A 20,677-nucleotide genomic window follows, 5' to 3' on the forward strand; every position below is an offset into this window, starting at 1 on the left:
AATTAATAATGAAAAAACACTATGTAGATGTGATGATTTCGGAACAAGATGTGCATGCAAGAATTCACGAGTTAGGCCGTGAGATTACGCAATATTATCATCATCAAAAGGTAGAAAAGCTGATTGTGGTTGGCTTGTTGCGTGGTTCATTTATGTTTATGGCAGATCTGGTGCGTGAAATTGATTTACCGGTGGAAGTGGAATTTATGACCACCACAAGCTATGGCAGCGGAATGACGACAAATCACGATGTGAAAATTAGCAAGGATCTTGATGGCGATATTCGTAATGAACAGGTTCTCATTGTGGAAGATATTATTGACACCGGTTACACCTTGCAAAAAGTGCGTGAAATGCTAAAACTGCGTGAGCCAGCCTCATTGCGTATTTGTACTTTATTGGATAAACCTTCGCGCCGTGAAGTGGAAGTGCCAGTGGATTGGGTAGGTTTCACAATTCCTGATGAATTCGTGGTGGGCTACGGCATTGATTACGCACAGCGTTATCGTAATTTGGGTTACATTGGAAAAGTGGTTTTACAAGAAGCGTAATTTTTGTAGAGATAGTGGAGATAAAAGAAAGGCTTGTGTTTAACAAGCCTTTCTTTTTATTTTCCCTTAAGGTATTGATTCTAATCGTTATCTTGCTGAATAGAAGTAAGTTTAGCTAGTGCAACATCGCAACTTTTAATCTGGGTAGCAAGCTCCATTTCTAAAATCTGTTTTTTACTTTGTTTTAGCTTACTTTTGATTTTATTTAATTGAGTATGTGTTCCAGGTTGCTTCTCAGCCTGAGAGATCAGTTTTTCTGTTTCTTTAAACAGTTTCTGACATTGTTGAGGAATGGCATTTTGTTGTGCTGCATTTGCCGTAGAGAAGGTAACAAATGTACAGGCCATTATGGTTGCCAAAAGAGCGGTCTTTTTCTTGAGCATTTTGCTGAGACTCCTTTTATTTTAAAAAATTTTAAATCCATTTATAAATCAATCTGTTATGGATAAAGAAAATTGTAATAGGTTAATGAATAAAAATAAACGAGAGAAACTTATCAAAAAAATCCGCTGAAGTCTAGTTATTTGCCGTTTTTTTAGTCTATATTTTTAACTTTGTTATAATTGATGTTGTAAAAATGTTGGGAAAATTTATAATTCCTGCTTTGACTTAAATAGCCTAGTTATTTGGAGTTGAAATGTAAAAATGTGATCGGTGTGGCATTATTCGCTATTTTTTATCCATACTTTTAGTAGTAGAATAATACCGATCTGGAGTTATGTGCGTTTCGTTTGTTACAAAATGGTTATAATTTAGCCGTTTTTGTAACAAAGGTAATTCAGCATAATTGCCTTAAGGGTGTACCTTTAAGATTTTGGGGTGATTACACAGTAATCATTGGTTTAGAACTTGTAATATTTACAAGGAGTTGAGATGTTAGACGTTGTTGAACTCTCTAGATTGCAGTTTGCATTAACTGCGTTATATCACTTCTTGTTTGTGCCATTAACATTGGGTTTATCTTTCATTCTTGTGATTATGGAAACCCTTTATGTGGCAACAGGCAAAGAAGTTTATAAAGATATGACAAAATTCTGGGGTAAGTTATTTGGTATTAACTTTGCCTTAGGGGTAACAACTGGTATTACAATGGAATTCCAGTTCGGGACTAACTGGTCATATTATTCACATTATGTGGGCGATATTTTTGGTGCACCACTGGCAATTGAGGCATTATTAGCCTTCTTCTTAGAATCTACCTTTGTTGGGTTATTCTTCTTCGGTTGGGATCGTTTATCAAAAGGTAAGCACTTACTCTCAACATACTGCGTGGCTTTCGGTTCAAACCTTTCTGCAATGTGGATTTTGGTGGCAAACGGCTGGATGCAAGCGCCAGTAGGCTCAGATTTCAATTTTGAAACAATGCGAATGGAAATGACCAGCTTTATGGATCTTTGGTTAAATCCAGTTGCACAAAGTAAATTCCTCCATACGTTATCTGCAGGTTATGTTTCAGGCGCATTCTTTGTTTTAGCAATTAGTGCTTATTACATCTTAAAAGGACGTGATATTGGTTTTGCTAAACGTTCTTTCTCTGTCGCTTCTGTATTCGGTATTATTGCCGTTGTGTCTGTGCTAATTATGGGTGATGAATCTGGTTATGAAATCGGACAAAAACAACCAATGAAATTAGCCGCAATGGAAGGTGAGTGGCATACTGAACCCGCACCAGCTAACTGGAATATGATTGTGGTGCCAAATCAAGCAGAAAGACATAATGATTTTGCCTTACAAATTCCTTACGCCGCAGGGATTATCGTAACTCGTTCATTGGATAAAACCTTTGCAGGGATTAACGATATTTTAGTGGTGAATGAACAACGTGTTCGTCAAGGTATGGTGGCTTATGGTTTGCTTGAGCAATTAAGAGCAGAGAAAAAAGCTGGTCAAATCAATGAAGAAACCAAAGCACAATTTGATGCAGTGCGTGGTGATCTTGGTTATGGCTTACTATTAAAACGCTATACAGACAAAGTGGTTGATGCAACAGAATCACAAATTAAGCAAGCAACCTTAGATACTGTACCTAATGTTGGGCCAACATTCTGGGCGTTCCGTGTAATGATGGCAGCAGGTGGCTTAATTCTTATCTTAATGATTGCCGCCGTGGTACAAAATGTGCGTAAAACAGTGGGTAAAAGCCGCTTCTTGTTACACGCATTATTATGGGGACTTCCGCTTCCTTGGCTTGCCATTGAAAGTGGCTGGTTCTTAGCGGAATATGGTCGTCAGCCTTGGGCTATTTACGATATGTTACCAGTTGGTGTGGCAGCATCGAACTTAACCACTGGCGAATTATGGTTCTCAATCGGTCTGATTTGCGCCCTTTATACTATTTTCTTAGTAGTGGAAATGTACTTAATGTTTAAATATGCTCGTCTTGGCCCGAGTGCATTAAAAACAGGTCGTTACTACTTTGAGCAGTCATCTAAATAATTAGGAGCCTAACTATGATTGATTACGAATTTTTACGTTTTGTTTGGTGGGTTCTCGTTGGTATATTACTGATTGGCTTCGTAGTAACCGATGGATTTGATATGGGCGTTTTAACACTATTACCATTTGCAGGTAAAAAAGAAGTGGAAAAACGCATTATGATCAACTCAATCGCTCCCCACTGGGACGGAAACCAAGTGTGGTTATTAACTGCTGGCGGTGCAATGTTTGCAGCTTGGCCATTAGTTTATGCAACTTCATTCTCAGGTTTCTTTATTGCAATGATCTTAGTGTTAGCGGCATTATTCTTCCGTCCAGTGGGCTTAGAATATCGCGCTAAAATCGACAATCCATTATGGCGCAAGCTATGGGATTGGGGCTTATTCATTGGTGGATTTGTGCCATCAGTAGTATTTGGTGTGGCCTTTGGTAACCTATTACAAGGTGTGCCATTCTATTTCAATGATATGCACCAAATTTTCTACACAGGATCATTCTTTGAATTATTAAACCCATTTGCCTTACTTTGTGGCTTAATTAGCTTATCAATGCTCATTACGCAAGGCGGTGCGTGGTTACAATTAAAAACCACTTCTGAATTGCGTGAGCGTGCAAGAGTGATTACCCAAGTTGGCGCAATGGCAACCTTAATCACCTTCGTATTAGCAGGCGTGTGGTTATACTTCAAAGATGGCTATGTGGTAACTAGCGTAGTGGATCATAATGCACCTTCATCACCATTAACAAAACAAGTGGCAGTTGAAGCGGGCGCGTGGTTCAAAAACTACTTTGATGCCCCTGTATTGTTCATCTTCCCTGCTTTAGCGGTAGGTGGTGCGTTATTAAATGTATTGGCATCGAAAGCAAACCGCTGTGGTTTTGCCTTCTTGTTCTCATCATTAACAATGGCTGGCGTGATCTTAACTTGTGGCGTGGCAATGTTCCCATTTGTAATGCCATCAAGCTCTCATCCTGATATGAGCCTATTAATGTGGGATTCAACATCAAGCCAATTAACCTTAACCTTAATGCTTGGTTTTGCATTAGTGTTTGTGGTGATCTTATTGTCTTACACCATCTGGTCATACATCAAAATGTTTGGTCGTTTGGACAGTGATTTCATCGAAGACAACAAAAACTCATTATACTAAGGAGCGAAGTTATGTTTTATGTTTTATGGGTAGTGGGTGTCTTGTTTGCCATAATGCTAAGTGCAGTGATTACCATTGGCATTGAAAAAACAGGTAAATTTGACGAGTAAGTCAATGATTGATAAAGCATATCATTTAGTAAATAAGGGCTCTTGGCGAGCCCTTTCGTTGATCTTAGCTATCGCATTAACCCTTTGCTTTTTCTTTAATATTAATGAATTTGCCACACAATTAAGAACGGCGCCACCTGTTTGGGTTATTTTTATTTTGTGGGCAACGGTGATTTTATGGATTCACGGCATTGGGTTTGAAATTCGTGCAGCCATTTGGAAAGGGCTATTTTTTCCTTATGTTGGTTATATCGTTGGCATCATTGCCTTAGTGCAACATTTCCTTTTGCCAGCGTTCACGCATTGATCAAATACTCATTTATCAAAGTGCGGTGATTTTTTGCCAAGTTTTTCTTATATCAGCAAATAAAGCAAAAATCTTTTTAATTTTCACCGCACTTTATTTCTTGCTAATCCTGATTAAGCTCTCTACAATACGGCAATTTTCTGTACTAAAAAACAACGATTAAAAACTCAAGGTTGATAATTTATGCAACGATTTTCTCTACCAATACGAGTTTATTATGAAGATACCGATGCAGGCGGAGTGGTTTATCACGCCCGTTATCTGCATTTCTTTGAGCGAGCAAGAACCGATTACCTGCGTGAATTAGGCTTTTCTCAACAGGCATTGCTTGATGAACATAATCTCGCATTTGTTGTCAAAACAATGCAGATTGATTATCGTCTTGCCGCAAAGCTAGATGATTTATTAACGGTGGAAACAGAAGTAAGCGGCATTAAAGGCGCAACAATTTTGTTTTCGCAGCAAATAAAACGTAATGATGTGTTGATTTGTACGGCTGAAGTAAAAGTGGCCTGTGTGGATCTCACAAAAATGAAACCTGTTGCTATTCCACAAGAAATTAAAGCAGCATTTAACGGGTAAATAAGCACTTACCTATTTTACTATCCTATTTTTTGGAGCTATGTAATGACCAGTGAATTGAACTTTTTGGAACTGTTTTTAAAAGCCAGTGTAGTGGTTCAAATTGTAATTGTAATCCTGATCGCCTTTTCCATTATGTCTTGGGCGATCATTATCCAACGCAGCCGCGTATTAACCAAAGCCTTAAAAGATTCCTCCGCGTTTGAAGATCGTTTTTGGTCTGGCGAAGAATTAAATAAATTATACGAAGGCCTATCTAACCGCCGTGATGGTTTAACAGGTAGCGAACAAATTTTCTATGTCGGCTTTAAAGAGTTCTCACGCTTGAAAAAAGCCAACCCAGATGCCCCAGAAGCCATTATTCAAGGCAGCACGCGCGCAATGAATTTGGCAATGAACCGTGAAATTGAAGATGTGGAAACACGCGTACCATTCCTAGCTACGGTCGCATCAATCAGCCCATATATCGGCTTATTTGGTACGGTTTGGGGAATTATGCACGCCTTTATGGCGCTAAGTGGCGCCAAACAAGCCACCTTGCAAATGGTTGCACCGGGGATCGCAGAAGCCTTGATCGCAACAGCAATTGGTCTATTTGCCGCAATTCCTGCGGTAATGGCGTATAACCGTTTAAGTTTACGCGTCAATAAACTTGAGCAAAATTATGGTAACTTTATTGATGAATTTACCACCATCTTGCATCGTCAAGTTTTCGGTCGTCATCAATAGTATGTCGCACAAAGTGCGGTGATTTTTAGCAAAGTTTTTAGAGGCAATAATGTCTTATCGTCGTAAACGTCGTGATATAAAATCTGAAATCAATATAGTGCCATTTTTAGATGTGTTATTAGTGCTATTGCTTATTTTTATGGCAACCGCACCAATCATTTCACAAAGTGTGCAAGTGGAATTGCCTGATGCGGTAGAAAGCCAATCCGTATCCAATGAAGACAAAGTGCCCGTTATTTTAGAAGTTTCAGGCATTGGTCAATATAGCCTTTCCATTGGCGGTGAACGCAGTGAAAATCTCACAGAAGAAATGGTTACGCAAATGGCTAAACAAGAATATGACAAAGACAACAACACAATGTTCTTGGTTGGCGGAGCGAAAGATGTGCCTTATGAAGAAGTGATTAAAGCACTCAATTTACTGCATCTAGCAGGAATAAAATCTGTTGGATTAATGACAAACCCAATTTAAGGTAAGTAGGTCTATTGTGCGTAATAATCAACGAAATAACGGAATTGGCGCCTTTGCCATTTCAATTATTCTGCACATTATTCTATTTGGTTTGTTAATTCTTGGCTCGCTTTATTACAAAGTAGAAATAATGGGCGGCGGTGAAGGTGATGGCGATGTGATCAGCGCCGTAATGGTCGATACAGGATCCGCCGCACAGGAATGGGGACGTTTGCAACAACAGAAAAAAGGGCAGGTGGATAAACCTACTCAACCGCAGCAGAAAGAACCGGATCCACAAGAACAAAAACAAGCACAATTAGAAGAGCAAAAACGTCAGCAAGAATTGGAACGCCAGAAGCAGTTTGAAAAACAGCTGGAGCAAGAGCGTCAAAAACAGCTTGAACTGAAAAAACAGCAAGAACAGTTGGCAGAGCAACAAAGGCAGCGTGAAGAACAAGCTCGCATTGCCTTAGAAAAACAGAAGTTGCAAGAAGCAAAGGCGAAACAAGAGGCGGAAGCCGCAAAGCTGAAAGCAGACGCGGAGGCAAAACGTTTAGCGGCACAAGCTAAAAAAGCGGAAGAAGAAGCCAAAGCGAAAGCTGCTGAGCAAGCGAAGAAAGCCGAAGAAGCCAAAGCGAAAGCCACTGAGCAAGCGAAAAAAGCCAAAGAACAAGCTGAAAAAGAAGCCAAGTTAAAAGCCGAAAAAGCAGCGGCGGAGGCAAAAGCTAAAGCGGACGCAGAGAAAAAAGCTCAAGCGGAAAAATCAAAGGTTGAAGCTGCTGCAAAAGCCAAAGCAGAGGCAGAAGCTAAAGCGAAAGCTGAAGCCAAGGCAAAAGCAGACAAAGCTAAGGCAGAAGCGAAAGCAAAGGCTGAAGCCAACAAACGCCGCGCCCAACAAGCCGCATTAGATGATTTTCTTAACGGTGGTGATATTGGTGGTGGCAGTGCTAAAGTTGGCGGTAATGCAAATAAAGCAGGTAGCCAAGGTAGTGGCGCAGGTTTAGGTGCAGGTGATGGCAAAAAAGAAGGTGATCGCTATGCAGGCGTCATTAAGAAAGAAATTCAACGCCGTTTCTTAAAAGATCCGAGCTTTGCAGGGAAAGTCTGTCGCATTCGTATTCAATTGCAACGTGATGGCACGATCTCAAGTTATCAAAGAATTTCTGGCCCTGATGATATTTGTTCTGCGGCAATGAGTGCAGTAGCAAGAACGAAGAAAGTGCCGGCTGCGCCATCAGATGCTATTTATAGTAAATATAAATCACCAGTTATTGATTTTGATTTGAAGTAATTGGTTTAACAATCTAAGGTGAATTTTATGAAAGTAATGATTCGTATCACACAGTTTTTAACGATGCTATGGGTGCTATTGGCAAATGTCGCCTTAGCAGATGACGAAGTTCGTATTGTGATTGACGAAGGGGTTGATAGCGCGCGCCCTATCGCCGTTGTGCCATTTAAATGGAATGGCGCAGGTGCAATGCCAACCAATGTGGCGGATATTATCGCCGCCGATTTAAGAAATAGCGGTAAATTCAATCCCATTTCGCCAGCAAAAATGCCACAACAACCTACTTCAGCTTCAGAAGTGAATCCAGATGCGTGGTCATCTTTAGGTATTGATGCTATCGTGGTTGGACAAGTTACACCAAATGGCAATGGATACAGCATTGCTTATCAACTTGTGGATACTATTGGGGCATCAGGCACAGCAGGCGCAGTATTAGCGCAAAATCAATATGCCGTTCCAGCCAGCGCAATTCGCTTAGGCGCGCATACGGTAAGTGATGAAGTGTTTGAAAAACTCACAGGCATTCGTGGGGCATTTAGAACAAAAATCGCCTATGTGGTGCAAAAAAATGGTGGCTCAAAGCCTTATCAAGTGCGTGTTGCTGATTATGATGGACATAACCAATTTATCGTTACCCAAAGCGCACAGCCATTAATGTCGCCAGCTTGGTCACCAGATGGTAATAAACTTGCTTATGTTTCTTTTGAAAACCGCAAATCTCAGCTCGTAGTGCAAGATTTACGCTCAGGCGCGCGCCGCGTGGTTGCTTCTTTCAAAGGACATAATGGTGCGCCAGCGTTTTCGCCTGATGGTTCAAGATTAGCCTTTGCTTCATCAAAAGATGGTGTGCTAAATATTTATGTAATGAATTTAGGCAGTGGCAGCGTTTCACAATTAACGAGCGGTTCAGGTAACAACACTGAGCCTGCGTGGTCGCCAGATGGTCGCTCAATCGTCTTTACTTCTGATAGAAGTGGTTCACCACAAGTATATCAAATGAGTGCAAGTGGTGGCGGTGCAACTTTACTAAGTTCTGGTGGTCGCACTTATAGCGGACAAATTTCTGCTGATGGCAGCACCTTAATAATGATTTCTGCGGATCACATTATGAAAAAAGATCTCGCAACAGGCGCAACAGAGATGTTGAGCTCAACTTTCTTAGATGAAAGTCCAAGCATCTCACCAAATGGAATTATGATTATTTATAGTTCTACACAAGGTTTAGGAAAGGTGCTACAATTGGTTTCTGCTGATGGGCGTTTCAAAGCACGTCTGCCGGGAAGTGATGGGCAAGTGAAATTTCCAGCTTGGTCCCCATATTTAACTAAAAACTAGGAGAAGTTAATGAAAAACTTTGCAAAATTATTAGTAGTAGCAGGCTCTGTAGCAGTATTAGCAGCTTGTAGTTCTTCAAAAGATGAAACTGCTGGTACAACATCTGTAGCAACTGCCCAAAGCTTTGGCGGTTATTCAGTTGAAGATTTACAGCAACGTTACAACACAGTTTACTTTGGATTCGATAAATACAACATCGAAGGTGAATACCAACAAATCTTAGATGCGCACGCTGCATATTTAACAGCAACTCCAGCATCTAAAGTGGTTGTTGAAGGTAACACTGACGAACGTGGTACGCCAGAGTACAACATCGCATTAGGTCAACGCCGTGCTGACGCAGTAGCGCACTACTTATCTGCTAAAGGTGTTCAAGCAGGTCAGCTTTCAACCGTTTCTTACGGTGAAGAAAAACCAGCTGAGTTAGGCCACACTGAAGCTGCATATTCTAAAAACCGTCGTGCAGTGTTAGCATACTAATCTGCCTTATTGACGAAACAAAAAAACCGAGCCTTGAATGCTCGGTTTTTTATTTATCTGCGTAGTAAAGGGTGATGTAGTTGTTGTTTATTCGTGCAAACAAACAAAAAATAGAAAATTTTTATTGATTATTAAAATAAAAACAGTATTATAAGCCTCCGTTACGCAATGATACCTGTTCGGGTCGTTAGCTCAGTCGGTAGAGCAGCGGACTTTTAATCCGTTGGTCGAAGGTTCGAATCCTTCACGACCCACCAATCAAACGTAACAGCCTAAATATATTTAGGGTCGTTAGCTCAGTCGGTAGAGCAGCGGACTTTTAATCCGTTGGTCGAAGGTTCGAATCCTTCACGACCCACCACTTCAAAGCCATCAAATATACTTAGGGTCGTTAGCTCAGTCGGTAGAGCAGCGGACTTTTAATCCGTTGGTCGAAGGTTCGAATCCTTCACGACCCACCATCATCGATTTATCCCCAAATTTTCATCACAATCTATCTTCTATCTTATTATTTTTAATCTATTACATTCTTACGCTTTATTCTCGTTTTCTGATTATTTTTGCGATCTCGATTCCAAAACTTTCTTCATTTCCTACTAAAAAAGCACCGCACTTGTTAGGCTTGCGTATAGAAAATTACCGATAAACAAGGCAAAAGTGCGGTTGAAAAATCCGCGTTTTTATTATGGCTAAAATGAAAGGTTTCACGCTATTAGAATTTCTTATCGTGCTATTGATTTCCAGTATGCTATTGCTTACGGCCTTGCCCGTATGGCAACAGAATCAGGAACAATGGTTGCTAGGCAAAGAGCAACAGCGCTTATATTTATTTTTCCGTACCATTCAACGGCGCGTAGAAAATTCTAATCAAGTATGGTTTTTAGTGGCGAATCGTGATCTGACAAGTCAAAAATGGTGCATTGCCGCCCAAGTCAAAAGCGAAAAAATATGCAACTGTTTACAACCGCACTTATGTGCAGACGAGCTAATGGCGAATATTTATCAACCCTTGTTTCCAAAACAAACAATGATTAGCAGTAAACATTATTTTCCGCAAGAAATGGCTAGATTCAGCGGTATCCGCAATACCATTCAAGCGGACTGCTTCTTATTGCAAGCAGGGCAAGCGAAAACCTTATTTTCTTTTTTTAATGTGGGTAGCTTAAAGCTAAAACAGGGAAATTCGCTCAGTGCGTGCGGAGAGCCTTAGATGAACCGCTATTTAAAAGGGCAAAGTTTGCTAGGTTTGATGATCGCCTTGGTGGTATCTAGCCTATTATTAATCGCCATCGTGAAATTTTATCAACATAGCCAATGGCAAATTCAGCAAATGAATGCACGGCTGTTTTTACAAGCCGAAATAGAAAGAACCCTGCAATTAATCGGCAAAGATTTACGCCGAACGGGATTTCGTGCAGCCGTTGGAAAGCGTAAAGTGGATAATCTTGCCTTGTTCGAGCAAGACAGCCAAGGCACAAGTCTTGTTGTTAGCCAAGCCACGGGAGAAAAGCCGAATAGCTGTGTGTTATTTTTCTATGATTTGGATAATTCAGGTTGTATTGGCTCTACTTACACCAAAGGATTATGCGTTGAAAATGGTAAAAATCGAGCAAAAGAAATCGAACGTGAATTGTTTGGTTATCGCCTAAAGCAAAAAATGCTAGAAACACGTTTAACTTACAAAAACACCGTTAAGCAAAAATGCACAAAAGAAGAATGCCAAACTTACATTCAGCAACCCGCGTGTGAGAAAGGCGGTTGGGTGGATCTGTTTGATGATCGTGAAATTGCGATCACCCATTTTTCTTTGCAGTGGCTAAAAGAACCTTTGTTGCTTGTAGCACAGTTAAAAGGGCAACTCGTCAAGCAGCCGCATATTGAATATGAAAGCGAAACAGTGATTCCTTTGCTCAATCAAGGCGGTGCAGAATGAAGGCACAAAAAGGCATTGTTACCCTAACTCTATTGTTGTTGCTTAGTTCATTATTGATGATCGCAATGTTGTTTAATCAAGAAGAACTACATTTTTATCGAGCAATGAATGCACAGCAAAAATATTATGCGGAAAATGATGTAGCGCTCTTGCCAATAAGCAGTCAACATCTGCAACAAGAATGTGAAAAATTACCCTTAGATTATGCGGATTCTGTCTATCGTCTTGAGTTTAAAAATCCAACAAAAAACCACCGCACTTTTGATGAGGCCGCGCATTTTGCTTGGTGCGAGCGAATAAGCCTATTTCAGAAAACGCCGAGTCGTGGCATAAGTGCGGGGGAATTTTCGCAATATTTTGATCCTGCGATCACACCTCTGTTTGCTAAAGTTTTACAGCAAGAAAATATCAGCAAATATCCCCTTTATTGGTTTTCTGAACGCGAGAAACATTGGGAAATCAACGGCAATATTTATGCGGTGATTGTGGCGGAAGGTGATTTAACTTTATCTGGCAAAGGGGAAATTCGCGGCGCTGTGATTACGCAAGGGCAATTACATCAAGGGGAAAATGTGAAATTAGTTTACAATAAGAAAACGCTACAAGAAGTGGTACAGGCTTATCGTTTTTGGCGGCTAGCAAAAAGGAGCTGGTATGATTTCGAGCCTTTATAGACCGCTAAAATACAAAGGAATGAATTTATTTTCTTTGCTAATGACTTTAACCCTATTTAGTGGTATTTTTCTGTCCATTAATCAATGGCTCACGCACCAGCGGCAAAGTGCGGTGAAAATTTATCAAGATTTACAAGCCATTTCTATTGCGCATAATCAGCAGCAGCGTCTGTTTATGGGGCTGAGTTGTCAAACTCAAATTGAACAAAATCAGCTTATTTTTCATCTTCATTGTCATAAAAATAAAGTTACTGTGCGTTATCCCACAGGGGAAACCAGCTTATAAAAGGAAATTCTGTGCTAACCGTTTATTATTCCAATTTGCTTGAAACACAAAAAGAGATCCTACTGCATTTAATGAAAACAATGCCGTTGGACGATCCGTTGCAGTCGGAAACTATTTTGGTACAAAGTCCCGGAATGGCGCAGTGGCTGCAATGGCAAATTGCGGAAAAGCAAGGAATTTCAGCGAATTTACAATTTCCTATGCCAGCAACTTTTATTTGGCAGCTGTATCGCGATAATTTGTTTAATGTAACGCAGCAAAATCAATTTGCCAAAGAGCAGATTGTATGGCGCTTAATGCGATTGATTCCGCAATATTTAGCACAACCCGCCTTTGCACCATTGCGAGATTATCTCAATTCTGCGCCACAATCGGCACAGCAAAAGTTGTATCAGCTAGCAGAAAAAGTGGCAGATTTATTTGACCAATATTTGGTGTATCGTCCAGATTGGATTAGCGCGTGGGAAAAAAATGCCGACAGCAGCATCGCACAACAAATTGCGGCACAGAAAAGTGAAGATAAACAACAGTTAGCCGATCAAATTACACGCCATATTGAATGGCAAGGCATTTTGTGGCGTGCATTAGTGGTGGAAATTCAACAGCAAAATGGCAGTGAAGAAGTCTGGCACAGGGCGTATTTACACCAACAATTTCTTCAGCTACTGGGTGAAAAAGCACCATTGAAACTGCCGAAACGCATTTTTGTGTTTGGTATTTCAGCCCTGCCAAAAGTGTATCTGGAAATTCTCAATGGCATCAGCGAGTTTTGTGATGTGCATTTATTTTTTACCAATCCTTGCCGTGAGTATTGGGGGGATATTGTCGATAAGCAATATTGGCAAAAATTACAGCAGCGTTCCCGCACCGATCAACAAAGCCAGCAAGCTAACCCATTATTTTCTCATCAGCAAATTGCACGATTAGAACAAGAGCTGTACGAGCGCACTGCCGAGCAAGAAATGTTGCAAGTGGGTAATCCGTTACTTTCTTCTTGGGGCAAGCAAGGGCGTGATTTTCTTTATCTACTCACCGATTTGCAAGCTAATGAAATTAATGCCTATGTAGCATTGGCAGAAGACAGTTTATTACACCAAATTCAGCAACGCATTTTAACCCTTACCCCAACAGGCATTGAGCCGCTGCATTTTGCTCCGCAAGATCTGTCTTTTTCCATTCACGCCTGTTATAGCGCAATGCGAGAAGTAGAAGCCTTGCAGGATTATTTACTGCATTTATTTAATCAAGACCCGGGCCTAACGCCAAAAGATGTGGTGGTAATGGTCGCCGATATTGATAAATATACCCCTTATATTCGCGCGGTTTTTGAGCAGGGTAAGCCTTACATTCCATTTTCCATTTCGGATAATAAATTGTCGGAAAATGATGTGATCGTGTCGGCTTTCATCAAATTGTTAAACCTGAAAGAAAGTCTGTTTAGCGCGCAAGATGTGATGGATTTTCTCGATATTCCAAGTATCCGCGCCCGTTTTCATATTGAGCTTGAAGATTTGCCTTATATTCATCATTGGGTAGAAGATTCAGGCATTCGCTTTGGCTTGGAAAAATATCAGGGCGTGGCGCAAGAAAATTATAACGCGTGGAAAGCGGGGCTGGAACGAATGTTGCTCGGCTATGCAATGCGTGAAGAAAATGGCATTTGGCAAGACAGCCTAGGTTTTGATAATAGCTACGGCTTAAAAGGGCAATTAGCAGGCTATTTAGCGGAATTTATTGAACAACTTTATCAATGGTGTCAAACACTTTGCGGCGAACATTCTGTTGAGCAATGGCAGCAAGCTTTATTCCAACTGGTGGAAACCTTTTTCCAATTTGACGAAACGAGCCAAGAAACCCAATGGTATCTTAATGATTGCATTGAAACCTTTGCCGAGCCTTTGGTCAATGTGCAATTTGAACAACCACTTGGCGCAGAAGTGGTGGCGGAAGTGATGAGTGGCTATTTGCAAGAAAATCCGCATAACTTACGTTTTTTGGCGGGGAAAGTGAATTTTTGCACCTTATTGCCAATGCGTTCAATCCCATTCCGCGTGGTGTGCTTGCTAGGAATGAATGAAGGAGAATACCCACGCCAAAGTACACCAAATAGCTTTGATCTTATGCAATATCATCAGCAAAAAGGCGATCGTTTCAAACGAGATGATGATCGCTATCTCTTCCTTGAAGCGCTTGTTTCTGCGCAAGATTATTTCTATCTCAGTTATGTCGGGCATTCAATCATTGATGATGAACCGAAAGAACCCTCTGTACTGGTAAATCAATTATTGGATTATGTGGCAGAAAATTTGCCAGTGCCTGAGAATGAGGAGGGCGAAAATCCGAATGAATATTGGCGTAAAAAATTGGTGCTACATCACCCAATGACCGCTTTTAGCGAGAAAAATTTCAGTAAAAAACACCGCACTTTTGCGCGCAAATGGTTGCCATTAGTGAATAAAACCGCGCAGCAAGAACAGGGCTTTATTCAGCCGTTGAATAATGATCATCGGGTGCAAACAGTGGCGTTAAGCCAGCTTATCGCCTTTGTGCAGCACCCGATCCGATTTTTCCTAGAGCAGATTTTAGGCATTCACCTGCAAAATGAAGAAAGTGCCTTAAGGGATACAGAAAATTTCGATTTCGATAACTTGGAGCGCTATGCCATTAACCAGCAACTGCTCTATCTCAATGATAATGAATTTAACCAATTTTTCCGCCAATTACAAATTAAAGGCATAATGCCAAGGGGCGCATTTGCCGAAGTACAAGAGCAAAAACTTAGCCAAGATATTCGTGATCTGAAAAAAGAGGTGGCAGACTATTTAACACAAGAAAGCCAAAGCGTGGCGGTGGAGCTAGATTTCATCCTGCCAACTCAAACCTTGTGTTTAACAGGCGTAATCAATCAGCTTTATCCTTTGGTTGATGGCACATCAAAGGGGAAAGTGGAGAGAGTTACTTGGCGTGTGGGTGGGAAAATCCGCGATAAAGATCTGATTGAAAACTGGATCTATTATTTAGTGCAATGTGCAACACAAGAAAATGTCGCCCCTGCTCATAGTTACGCCAAAGGCGAACAAGTGCGGTTTAAAATTCTGCCAAAAAATACCGCACTTGCACAATTACAATGTTATCTAGAAGCCTATGTTCAAGCCCTGCAATCCCCTTGCTTAGTGCTAACAGAAAATTTGGGGAACTATTTCAAAGCACTCAAAAATGAAAAAGGCAAAGATGATGAAGCCAAAATCCAACAAAAATGCTTGGCCATCTTGTACGAAAGCATTTATGGCAACGATTATGGTTTTAAGCAAGAAGATAAATACTGGCAACGCGTGTTAAGCGAACAAGAATTAGCGCAACTGGACTTAAACGCAATGACCAGCATAATGCAGGATTGGTTTGGGTTGATGTTGGATAGCTTGGAATAATTAAATCAGGAACACACAATGAAATTTACCAAAACACTTTTAGCAACGGTACTCTTTTCTTTTTCCATTTTAGGCGCAACGCAAGTGGCTTATGCCTACACAGCTGAGCAAGAAAAACAATTCCAACAAGCCTTGGATGCAGCTTATAACAATGATTTTTATACTGCATTTAAACTATTCCAATCGTTGGAAAAGCAGGGCGTTTCAGAGGCTGAATACAATTTAGGTTTATGCTAAGCGTTAGAATGGTTTGAGAAAGCGGCAGAGCAAGATGATTGGCAAGCATTCTTATTGCTTGCAGATGCCTACCTTAAAGGTTACGGAATAAAACAAGATCCCTTAAAAGCCAGAGAATATTTTGCACACGCTTGCTACGCAGGGGTTCAGGAAGCTTGTGGTATGTACCGTCAATTGAACGAAACACAGTAAACTAGCAATAAGGAAAAACAATGAAAAAAATCACCGCCCTTTTGGGACTATTGTTTTCGCCTATGTTATGGGCAGGAAATTTTGGCACAGAAGTGATGTCAGAAATGATTTATTCTGTGTATGAAGAATGTAATCAGGGAAAATTAGGCGAATTATCGAGAATTCTTGAAATTCCTAAAGCGCAATTCTGTGGGTGTTTTATTTCGCAAATACAAAATGAATTTGAACATTTGGGCCTTGAGCAAAAATTAAATGAAGGCAATATGACCATTAAGCAGTTAGAAAATGCGATGGAAAATATTGGGGAGAAGTCGTCAGAATATTGCATTGATAAATTATCCCCTGAAAAATAGGCGGTGAATTTAACAATGTTTGCAATAAGCCCCACAAACTGCGGGCTTATTTTTTATGGTTTTCTAAGGATTTGTATTGGATTAAAACATTTTCCTTTCGCACCTAGCCCCCGTGTTGCCTTTCTTCCTTCAGCAAAATAGGTTTGTTACTTGTAATACAGGTAATACGTTCTTGTAATAACCTTGTACTTAATTAAGGAGAACCATATGACTATTACCGTAAGATTGCCTGATGAGTTGCAACGACGTTTAGATCATTTAGCTATCGAAACAGGAAGAGCAAAATCTTTCTACATTAAACAAGCCCTAGAAGCCTATTTAGAAGATTTGGAGGATTTGCTTTTAGCTAATGCAACATTAGAACGCGTTCGTTCAGGCAAAGAAAAAACATACACCTTAAAGGTCGTAGAGAATGAACTCAATTTGGACGGTGATATTCGCTGATACCGCCAGAAAACAACTTGTCAAACTTGCTAAGAAAAACCCTCAACAAGCACAATGTATAATAAATTACCTCAAATCACTTGAAACCCTTGAAGAGCTGAGAGATAGAGGCAAAGGCTTGGTTGGCGATTTATCTGGAATGTGGCGCTATCGTGTTGGGGATTATCGTATTATTTGTCACATTGATAATGGAGAATTACTTATCACGGCATTAGAAATCGGTCATTGAAGAGAAATCTACAATTAAGCCCCACAAAAGTGCGGGCTTATTTTTTATAGTTTTCCAAGGACTTGTGCTGAATTAATACATTTTCCCCTTTGGCTTGGAAATATTCACCGATTTGTTGAGCAATGTAAACGGAGCGGTGTTTGCCGCCGGTGCAGCCAATGGCGATGGTGAGATAGCTGCGGTTATTTTGTTTTAACATTGGCAGCCAAGTTTCAATGTAATTGCGGGTGAGATAAATAAAGTGGTTCACTTCATTATGCTTGTTGAGAAAATCCATTACAGGTTGTTCTAACCCGGTCATTGGGCGTAGTTCGGGATTCCAGTGAGGATTAGGCAGAAAACGCACATCAAACACATAGTCTGCATCAAGCGGAATGCCATATTTAAAGCCAAAAGATTCAACGATAATTTTTAATTCTTTTTGTGTATGCCCGAGCAAAAATTCACGCAGGCGTTCCGCCAATTCGTGGGTGGAAAGATGGGTAGTGTCAATAATTAAATTGGCGGCATCAATCAGTGGGGTGAGATATTGCTGTTCCGCATCAATGGCCGCTTCAAGGGAAAGGGAATCAACGGAAAGCGGGTGCAGGCGACGAGAATCGCTATAACGCTTAATGAGCGCATTGCGTTCACTATCTAGGAAAATAATTTTTACCTGATGATGTTGTTGCAGCTGCTCAAGGCTGTGTTCCAGTTCTGCGTTTGAAGAAGGAAGATTGCGAATATCAATGCTAATGGCCACAGAGGATTGTTTTTTCGCCAGAATCGTTGCCAGCTCAGGCAGAAGAGTGACGGGGAGATTATCCACACAATAGTAGCCAATGTCTTCTAAGGCACGCAAGGCAACGGATTTGCCTGCGCCAGAACGTCCGCTAATAATGATGATTTCCACCTGATTTCTCCCCTGAATGATTGTTACTGTTCTGTTTCTACCGTTTGCTCATTCTGTGTATTTTCTTGTTCGGCTTTTAGTTCAGCTTTTGCTCACTTTCTTGTTCGTCATCAGAATGATTATCCGCATACTCAAAAATTTGCCAAATTTCCTCTGCACTTTGTGCTGCTCTTAACTGCTTACAAAGAGATTTATCCAGCAACTTTTCCGCTAATTTAGGTAACACGGATTGAGAAAATTCGCCACAAGCTTCGGCAGGAATGAGCAAGGCAAAAATTAAATCCACATCGCGGTGATCAGCAGCTTCATAATCAATCGGCGTGGCAAGTTGCAAAAACACGGCAATAGGTTTATTGCCCGTATGCAAACGCCCTTTAGGCATTGCTACGCCATTACCTAGGCCTGAATTGCCCAGCTTTTCACGGTTAAATAAGCAGTCAAAACTGCTGTGTTCGGGATCGTCTTCTCCGTGGATTTGATCCGCCACAATGCGGCTAATGGTTTCAAAAACACGCTTTTTACTTGAGCAAACCAGTCCTTGGCGAATATTTTCAGGACTCAGTAATTGGGTAAATTTAGTCATAAGTTATAGTTTAAATTCTTCACCGAGATAAACCCGTTTCACCTGTTCGTTATTCATCACCTCTTCAGGTGTGCCTGTGGCGATCATTTTCCCTGCGCTTACAATGTAAGCACGCTCGCACACATCAAGGGTTTCACGCACGTTGTGGTCGGTAATTAGCACACCTAAACCACGATCGCGCAGATCCATAATAATCTTTTTAATGTCAATTACAGAAATGGGATCGACCCCGGCAAAAGGTTCATCTAATAAAATAAATTTAGGATTTGCGGCTAACGCACGGGCAATTTCCACACGGCGGCGTTCCCCACCTGAAAGGGATTGCCCTAGGTTATCGCGAATATGGCCAATGTTAAATTCTTCGATTAATTCTTCCGCTCTTTCGCGGCGTTGTTGGGCATTGAGATCGTTACGAATTTCTAACACCGCCATTAGGTTGTCGTACACGCTTAAACGGCGGAAAATAGACGCTTCCTGCGGCAAATAGCCCACGCCTTTTCTGGCGCGATCGTGCATTGGCAACAAGCTAATATCTTCATCATCAATACGAATTTTGCCTTCATCTTGTTGCACCAAGCCGACAACCATATAGAACGTGGTGGTTTTGCCCGCGCCATTAGGCCCAAGCAAGCCCACAATTTCATTTGATCTCACGTTTAAACTCACATCAGAAACCACTTTGCGGCTCTTGTAGCTTTTGGCTAAATGTTCTGCATAAAGCGTTGGCATAAGGCTATCCTATTTCTTTTTACTGTTTAATTGCGCAGGAATTAATACGGTTTTAACACGAGATTTGCTTGAACCTGAGGCTTTTAGCTGTTGTTTTTTCACATCATAAGTGATTAATTGCCCAGTGATTTTGCTGTCTAGCTGTTTTAATTCTGCATTGCCCGTTAAGGTTAAAAATTCTGTACCAAGATCGTAATGCACTTTATTCGCTTTGCCGTCCACAGGCTTGCCATCATCTAATAATTGATGAAAGGTAACAGGACGACCATAGGCATCTACGGTTTCTTTCTTGTTGGAATTTTCAGGTGGACGCGTAATTACCACTTTATCCGCTTTGATCAAAATAGAACCTTGGGTGATCACCACATTATCGGTAAAGGTTACCGTTTGGTTTTCCATATCTAACGATTGATTGTTAGATTCAATGTTAATCGGTTGATTGGTATCATCTTTTAGCGCAAACGCTGACATTGAAGTCATAAGTGCGGTAAAAAATAAAAGAGATTTACTTGTTAATTTCATAGTGGGTTTTCACCTGTTCTGCTAAGGTTGCAATTTGTTGTTTTAAGTTACCAGTTAATTTGGCGCCGCTTGATGTAAAATTCAAGCCAGTAATGGTGGCCATTGTATCAGAGTGAATATCTTGCGTCTTTAAATTTACCGTAGCCCGTTCGGTATCCACGCGTTGCAGACGCGAATCGCTCAACAGACTTTGCACCAACACATTTCCTTCTAAATGTAAAAGTTCATCTTTGGTTAATTGAGCTTTGTCTGCGCGAATTTTCCAGCTTTGTGTGCCTAAATTTTCATCTTGCACATCATATAAGTAAACCAAGGGCTGCTGGAAATCCGTGTTTCCACTGTTGTTATAGTATTCCACTTTATCGGCTAGGGCGAAATATTGCTTTTCACCCGTAGGCGAAAACACGGTGGTTTGCATTTTATTGCCAATGTATTCAGGGCTATCTTCTGATTTGATTAACCCTTGCGTGTCAGAATCGCTTCCTTGCAGGCTATATAGCCAAGCCAGTAGGCCTAAAGCAATCACTGATAAAATAATATTCCAACGAATATTCATAAATTAAACGATGTTCCAGATTAATGTGAAGGCGAATCATAGCATAATTTGGCAAAAGCAAGAACAATGTCGTGTAAAAGTGCGGAGATTTTTTATTAAATTTTGCGCGCGCATTGCCTTTTGGGTGCCATTGTAAAGAATGTAAAGATCGAAATGCCGTTTGACATTCTTGGCATATCTAATATGATCTGCC

The 20,677-nt window shown here is 40.7% G+C and carries 27 protein-coding genes and 3 tRNA genes; 24 read left to right on the forward strand and 6 right to left on the reverse strand.

The window, feature by feature from the left end:
- The first annotated feature begins 8 nt into the window (after window positions 1–8).
- A complete protein-coding gene (gene hpt, locus DYC50_RS03525; protein WP_115249017.1) occupies window positions 9–551 on the forward strand; it encodes a hypoxanthine phosphoribosyltransferase in 543 nt (180 codons plus the stop codon).
- An 80-nt stretch (window positions 552–631) separates the two neighbouring features.
- On the opposite strand, the gene DYC50_RS03530 is transcribed toward hpt, so the two are convergent.
- Entirely contained in the window at window positions 632–898 is a 267-nt protein-coding gene (locus DYC50_RS03530; protein ID WP_228516154.1) for a DUF5339 domain-containing protein, read from the reverse strand.
- Between the two features lie 526 nt (window positions 899–1,424).
- Between DYC50_RS03530 and DYC50_RS03535 the strand changes: the two genes are divergently transcribed.
- The 23 genes from DYC50_RS03535 (at window position 1,425) to DYC50_RS03650 (ending at window position 17,202) form a co-directional block, all read left to right on the forward strand.
- The gene (locus DYC50_RS03535; RefSeq protein WP_103853715.1) at window positions 1,425–2,987 is read left to right on the forward strand and encodes a cytochrome ubiquinol oxidase subunit I; all 1,563 of its coding nucleotides are present in this window, start codon (window positions 1,425–1,427) and stop codon (window positions 2,985–2,987) included.
- A gap of 14 nt (window positions 2,988–3,001) precedes the next feature.
- Window positions 3,002–4,138: a cytochrome d ubiquinol oxidase subunit II gene (gene cydB / locus DYC50_RS03540; protein WP_115249019.1), complete on the forward strand. Its 1,137-nt coding sequence runs from the start codon at window positions 3,002–3,004 to the stop codon at window positions 4,136–4,138.
- A gap of 11 nt (window positions 4,139–4,149) precedes the next feature.
- Window positions 4,150–4,248 carry a cytochrome bd oxidase small subunit, CydX/CbdX family gene (locus tag DYC50_RS03545; protein WP_103853713.1) on the forward strand — a complete coding sequence of 33 codons (99 nt, stop codon included), beginning with the start codon at window positions 4,150–4,152 and terminating at the stop codon, window positions 4,246–4,248.
- 4 nt (window positions 4,249–4,252) lie between these two features.
- Window positions 4,253–4,555 (forward strand): cyd operon protein YbgE, encoded by a 303-nt coding sequence (ybgE, locus tag DYC50_RS03550; RefSeq protein ID WP_115249020.1) that lies wholly within the window; start codon window positions 4,253–4,255, stop codon window positions 4,553–4,555.
- Window positions 4,556–4,738: 183 nt separating this feature from the next.
- Window positions 4,739–5,137 carry a tol-pal system-associated acyl-CoA thioesterase gene (gene ybgC, locus DYC50_RS03555; RefSeq protein ID WP_103854160.1) on the forward strand — a complete coding sequence of 133 codons (399 nt, stop codon included), beginning with the start codon at window positions 4,739–4,741 and terminating at the stop codon, window positions 5,135–5,137.
- A gap of 45 nt (window positions 5,138–5,182) precedes the next feature.
- A complete protein-coding gene (gene tolQ / locus DYC50_RS03560) occupies window positions 5,183–5,866 on the forward strand; it encodes a protein TolQ (RefSeq protein WP_103854159.1) in 684 nt (227 codons plus the stop codon).
- Window positions 5,867–5,915: 49 nt separating this feature from the next.
- Window positions 5,916–6,338 (forward strand): colicin uptake protein TolR, encoded by a 423-nt coding sequence (gene tolR, locus DYC50_RS03565; protein WP_103854158.1) that lies wholly within the window; start codon window positions 5,916–5,918, stop codon window positions 6,336–6,338.
- Window positions 6,339–6,354: 16 nt separating this feature from the next.
- Entirely contained in the window at window positions 6,355–7,611 is a 1,257-nt protein-coding gene (gene tolA, locus DYC50_RS03570) for a cell envelope integrity protein TolA (RefSeq protein ID WP_115249021.1), read from the forward strand.
- Window positions 7,612–7,647: 36 nt separating this feature from the next.
- Window positions 7,648–8,946: a Tol-Pal system beta propeller repeat protein TolB gene (gene tolB / locus DYC50_RS03575; protein WP_425451081.1), complete on the forward strand. Its 1,299-nt coding sequence runs from the start codon at window positions 7,648–7,650 to the stop codon at window positions 8,944–8,946.
- Window positions 8,947–8,955: 9 nt separating this feature from the next.
- On the forward strand, window positions 8,956–9,426 hold the full coding sequence (gene pal / locus DYC50_RS03580) for a peptidoglycan-associated lipoprotein Pal (protein WP_103855200.1): 471 nt from the start codon (window positions 8,956–8,958) through the stop codon (window positions 9,424–9,426).
- Window positions 9,427–9,607: 181 nt separating this feature from the next.
- A tRNA-Lys gene (locus tag DYC50_RS03585) sits at window positions 9,608–9,683 on the forward strand.
- 28 nt (window positions 9,684–9,711) lie between these two features.
- Window positions 9,712–9,787: transfer RNA gene (locus DYC50_RS03590), tRNA-Lys, on the forward strand.
- 24 nt (window positions 9,788–9,811) lie between these two features.
- Window positions 9,812–9,887 (forward strand) — tRNA-Lys (locus DYC50_RS03595).
- A gap of 224 nt (window positions 9,888–10,111) precedes the next feature.
- Window positions 10,112–10,636, forward strand: a complete 525-nt coding sequence (locus DYC50_RS03600; RefSeq protein ID WP_115249023.1) for a type II secretion system protein — start codon at window positions 10,112–10,114, stop codon at window positions 10,634–10,636.
- On the forward strand, window positions 10,637–11,359 hold the full coding sequence (locus tag DYC50_RS03605) for a PulJ/GspJ family protein (protein ID WP_115249024.1): 723 nt from the start codon (window positions 10,637–10,639) through the stop codon (window positions 11,357–11,359). It begins immediately after the preceding gene.
- Window positions 11,356–12,033, forward strand: a complete 678-nt coding sequence (locus tag DYC50_RS03610; RefSeq protein WP_115249025.1) for a DUF2572 family protein — start codon at window positions 11,356–11,358, stop codon at window positions 12,031–12,033. Before DYC50_RS03605 ends, DYC50_RS03610 begins: the two co-directional genes overlap by 4 nt.
- Window positions 12,014–12,319 carry a DUF5374 domain-containing protein gene (locus tag DYC50_RS03615; RefSeq protein WP_103854152.1) on the forward strand — a complete coding sequence of 102 codons (306 nt, stop codon included), beginning with the start codon at window positions 12,014–12,016 and terminating at the stop codon, window positions 12,317–12,319. Before DYC50_RS03610 ends, DYC50_RS03615 begins: the two co-directional genes overlap by 20 nt.
- Before the next feature lie 11 nt (window positions 12,320–12,330).
- The gene (recC, locus tag DYC50_RS03620; RefSeq protein ID WP_115249026.1) at window positions 12,331–15,747 is read left to right on the forward strand and encodes an exodeoxyribonuclease V subunit gamma; all 3,417 of its coding nucleotides are present in this window, start codon (window positions 12,331–12,333) and stop codon (window positions 15,745–15,747) included.
- Between the two features lie 18 nt (window positions 15,748–15,765).
- Window positions 15,766–15,984 (forward strand): hypothetical protein, encoded by a 219-nt coding sequence (locus DYC50_RS03625; RefSeq protein WP_115249027.1) that lies wholly within the window; start codon window positions 15,766–15,768, stop codon window positions 15,982–15,984.
- Window positions 15,985–16,038: 54 nt separating this feature from the next.
- Window positions 16,039–16,176: a hypothetical protein gene (locus DYC50_RS10800; RefSeq protein WP_115249028.1), complete on the forward strand. Its 138-nt coding sequence runs from the start codon at window positions 16,039–16,041 to the stop codon at window positions 16,174–16,176.
- A gap of 20 nt (window positions 16,177–16,196) precedes the next feature.
- Entirely contained in the window at window positions 16,197–16,529 is a 333-nt protein-coding gene (locus DYC50_RS03640) for a hypothetical protein (RefSeq protein WP_115249029.1), read from the forward strand.
- 207 nt (window positions 16,530–16,736) lie between these two features.
- On the forward strand, window positions 16,737–16,973 hold the full coding sequence (gene relB / locus DYC50_RS03645; RefSeq protein WP_115249030.1) for a type II toxin-antitoxin system RelB family antitoxin: 237 nt from the start codon (window positions 16,737–16,739) through the stop codon (window positions 16,971–16,973).
- Entirely contained in the window at window positions 16,942–17,202 is a 261-nt protein-coding gene (locus DYC50_RS03650; protein WP_115249031.1) for a type II toxin-antitoxin system RelE family toxin, read from the forward strand. The genes relB and DYC50_RS03650 overlap by 32 nt, the downstream gene beginning before the upstream one ends.
- A gap of 37 nt (window positions 17,203–17,239) precedes the next feature.
- On the opposite strand, the gene rapZ is transcribed toward DYC50_RS03650, so the two are convergent.
- The 5 genes from rapZ to lptC all read right to left on the reverse strand — a co-directional run bounded on the left by rapZ (window position 17,240) and on the right by lptC (window position 20,484).
- Complete coding sequence (gene rapZ / locus DYC50_RS03655; RefSeq protein ID WP_115249032.1) at window positions 17,240–18,094, reverse strand: RNase adapter RapZ; 855 nt, start codon at window positions 18,092–18,094, stop codon at window positions 17,240–17,242.
- A 76-nt stretch (window positions 18,095–18,170) separates the two neighbouring features.
- Window positions 18,171–18,677, reverse strand: coding sequence for a PTS IIA-like nitrogen regulatory protein PtsN (gene ptsN / locus DYC50_RS03660; RefSeq protein ID WP_115249033.1), 507 nt, complete (start codon window positions 18,675–18,677; stop codon window positions 18,171–18,173).
- A gap of 3 nt (window positions 18,678–18,680) precedes the next feature.
- A complete protein-coding gene (lptB, locus tag DYC50_RS03665; protein WP_115249034.1) occupies window positions 18,681–19,406 on the reverse strand; it encodes an LPS export ABC transporter ATP-binding protein in 726 nt (241 codons plus the stop codon).
- Between the two features lie 9 nt (window positions 19,407–19,415).
- Entirely contained in the window at window positions 19,416–19,928 is a 513-nt protein-coding gene (gene lptA / locus DYC50_RS03670; protein WP_115249035.1) for a lipopolysaccharide transport periplasmic protein LptA, read from the reverse strand.
- Entirely contained in the window at window positions 19,912–20,484 is a 573-nt protein-coding gene (gene lptC / locus DYC50_RS03675) for an LPS export ABC transporter periplasmic protein LptC (protein ID WP_115249036.1), read from the reverse strand. The genes lptA and lptC overlap by 17 nt, the downstream gene beginning before the upstream one ends.
- Window positions 20,485–20,677 lie beyond the last annotated feature (193 nt).

The sequence above is a fragment of the Avibacterium avium genome, from assembly GCF_900454535.1.
GTDB lineage: Bacteria > Pseudomonadota > Gammaproteobacteria > Enterobacterales > Pasteurellaceae > Avibacterium > Avibacterium avium.

What these genes read in the sequence shown, in the direction of transcription:
- hpt (WP_115249017.1), top strand. Translation starts at nt 9, where the DNA reads ATGAAAAAACACTATGTAGATGTGATGATTTCGGAACAAGATGTGCAT.
- DYC50_RS03530 (WP_228516154.1), bottom strand. Translation starts at nt 898, where the DNA reads ATGGCCTGTACATTTGTTACCTTCTCTACGGCAAATGCAGCACAACAA.
- DYC50_RS03535 (WP_103853715.1), top strand. Translation starts at nt 1,425, where the DNA reads ATGTTAGACGTTGTTGAACTCTCTAGATTGCAGTTTGCATTAACTGCG.
- cydB (WP_115249019.1), top strand. Translation starts at nt 3,002, where the DNA reads ATGATTGATTACGAATTTTTACGTTTTGTTTGGTGGGTTCTCGTTGGT.
- DYC50_RS03545 (WP_103853713.1), top strand. Translation starts at nt 4,150, where the DNA reads ATGTTTTATGTTTTATGGGTAGTGGGTGTCTTGTTTGCCATAATGCTA.
- ybgE (WP_115249020.1), top strand. Translation starts at nt 4,253, where the DNA reads ATGATTGATAAAGCATATCATTTAGTAAATAAGGGCTCTTGGCGAGCC.
- ybgC (WP_103854160.1), top strand. Translation starts at nt 4,739, where the DNA reads ATGCAACGATTTTCTCTACCAATACGAGTTTATTATGAAGATACCGAT.
- tolQ (WP_103854159.1), top strand. Translation starts at nt 5,183, where the DNA reads ATGACCAGTGAATTGAACTTTTTGGAACTGTTTTTAAAAGCCAGTGTA.
- tolR (WP_103854158.1), top strand. Translation starts at nt 5,916, where the DNA reads ATGTCTTATCGTCGTAAACGTCGTGATATAAAATCTGAAATCAATATA.
- tolB (WP_425451081.1), top strand. Translation starts at nt 7,648, where the DNA reads ATGATTCGTATCACACAGTTTTTAACGATGCTATGGGTGCTATTGGCA.
- pal (WP_103855200.1), top strand. Translation starts at nt 8,956, where the DNA reads ATGAAAAACTTTGCAAAATTATTAGTAGTAGCAGGCTCTGTAGCAGTA.
- DYC50_RS03600 (WP_115249023.1), top strand. Translation starts at nt 10,112, where the DNA reads ATGGCTAAAATGAAAGGTTTCACGCTATTAGAATTTCTTATCGTGCTA.
- DYC50_RS03605 (WP_115249024.1), top strand. Translation starts at nt 10,637, where the DNA reads ATGAACCGCTATTTAAAAGGGCAAAGTTTGCTAGGTTTGATGATCGCC.
- DYC50_RS03610 (WP_115249025.1), top strand. Translation starts at nt 11,356, where the DNA reads ATGAAGGCACAAAAAGGCATTGTTACCCTAACTCTATTGTTGTTGCTT.
- DYC50_RS03615 (WP_103854152.1), top strand. Translation starts at nt 12,014, where the DNA reads ATGATTTCGAGCCTTTATAGACCGCTAAAATACAAAGGAATGAATTTA.
- DYC50_RS03625 (WP_115249027.1), top strand. Translation starts at nt 15,766, where the DNA reads ATGAAATTTACCAAAACACTTTTAGCAACGGTACTCTTTTCTTTTTCC.
- DYC50_RS03640 (WP_115249029.1), top strand. Translation starts at nt 16,197, where the DNA reads ATGAAAAAAATCACCGCCCTTTTGGGACTATTGTTTTCGCCTATGTTA.
- relB (WP_115249030.1), top strand. Translation starts at nt 16,737, where the DNA reads ATGACTATTACCGTAAGATTGCCTGATGAGTTGCAACGACGTTTAGAT.
- DYC50_RS03650 (WP_115249031.1), top strand. Translation starts at nt 16,942, where the DNA reads ATGAACTCAATTTGGACGGTGATATTCGCTGATACCGCCAGAAAACAA.
- ptsN (WP_115249033.1), bottom strand. Translation starts at nt 18,677, where the DNA reads ATGACTAAATTTACCCAATTACTGAGTCCTGAAAATATTCGCCAAGGA.
- lptB (WP_115249034.1), bottom strand. Translation starts at nt 19,406, where the DNA reads ATGCCAACGCTTTATGCAGAACATTTAGCCAAAAGCTACAAGAGCCGC.
- lptA (WP_115249035.1), bottom strand. Translation starts at nt 19,928, where the DNA reads ATGAAATTAACAAGTAAATCTCTTTTATTTTTTACCGCACTTATGACT.
- lptC (WP_115249036.1), bottom strand. Translation starts at nt 20,484, where the DNA reads ATGAATATTCGTTGGAATATTATTTTATCAGTGATTGCTTTAGGCCTA.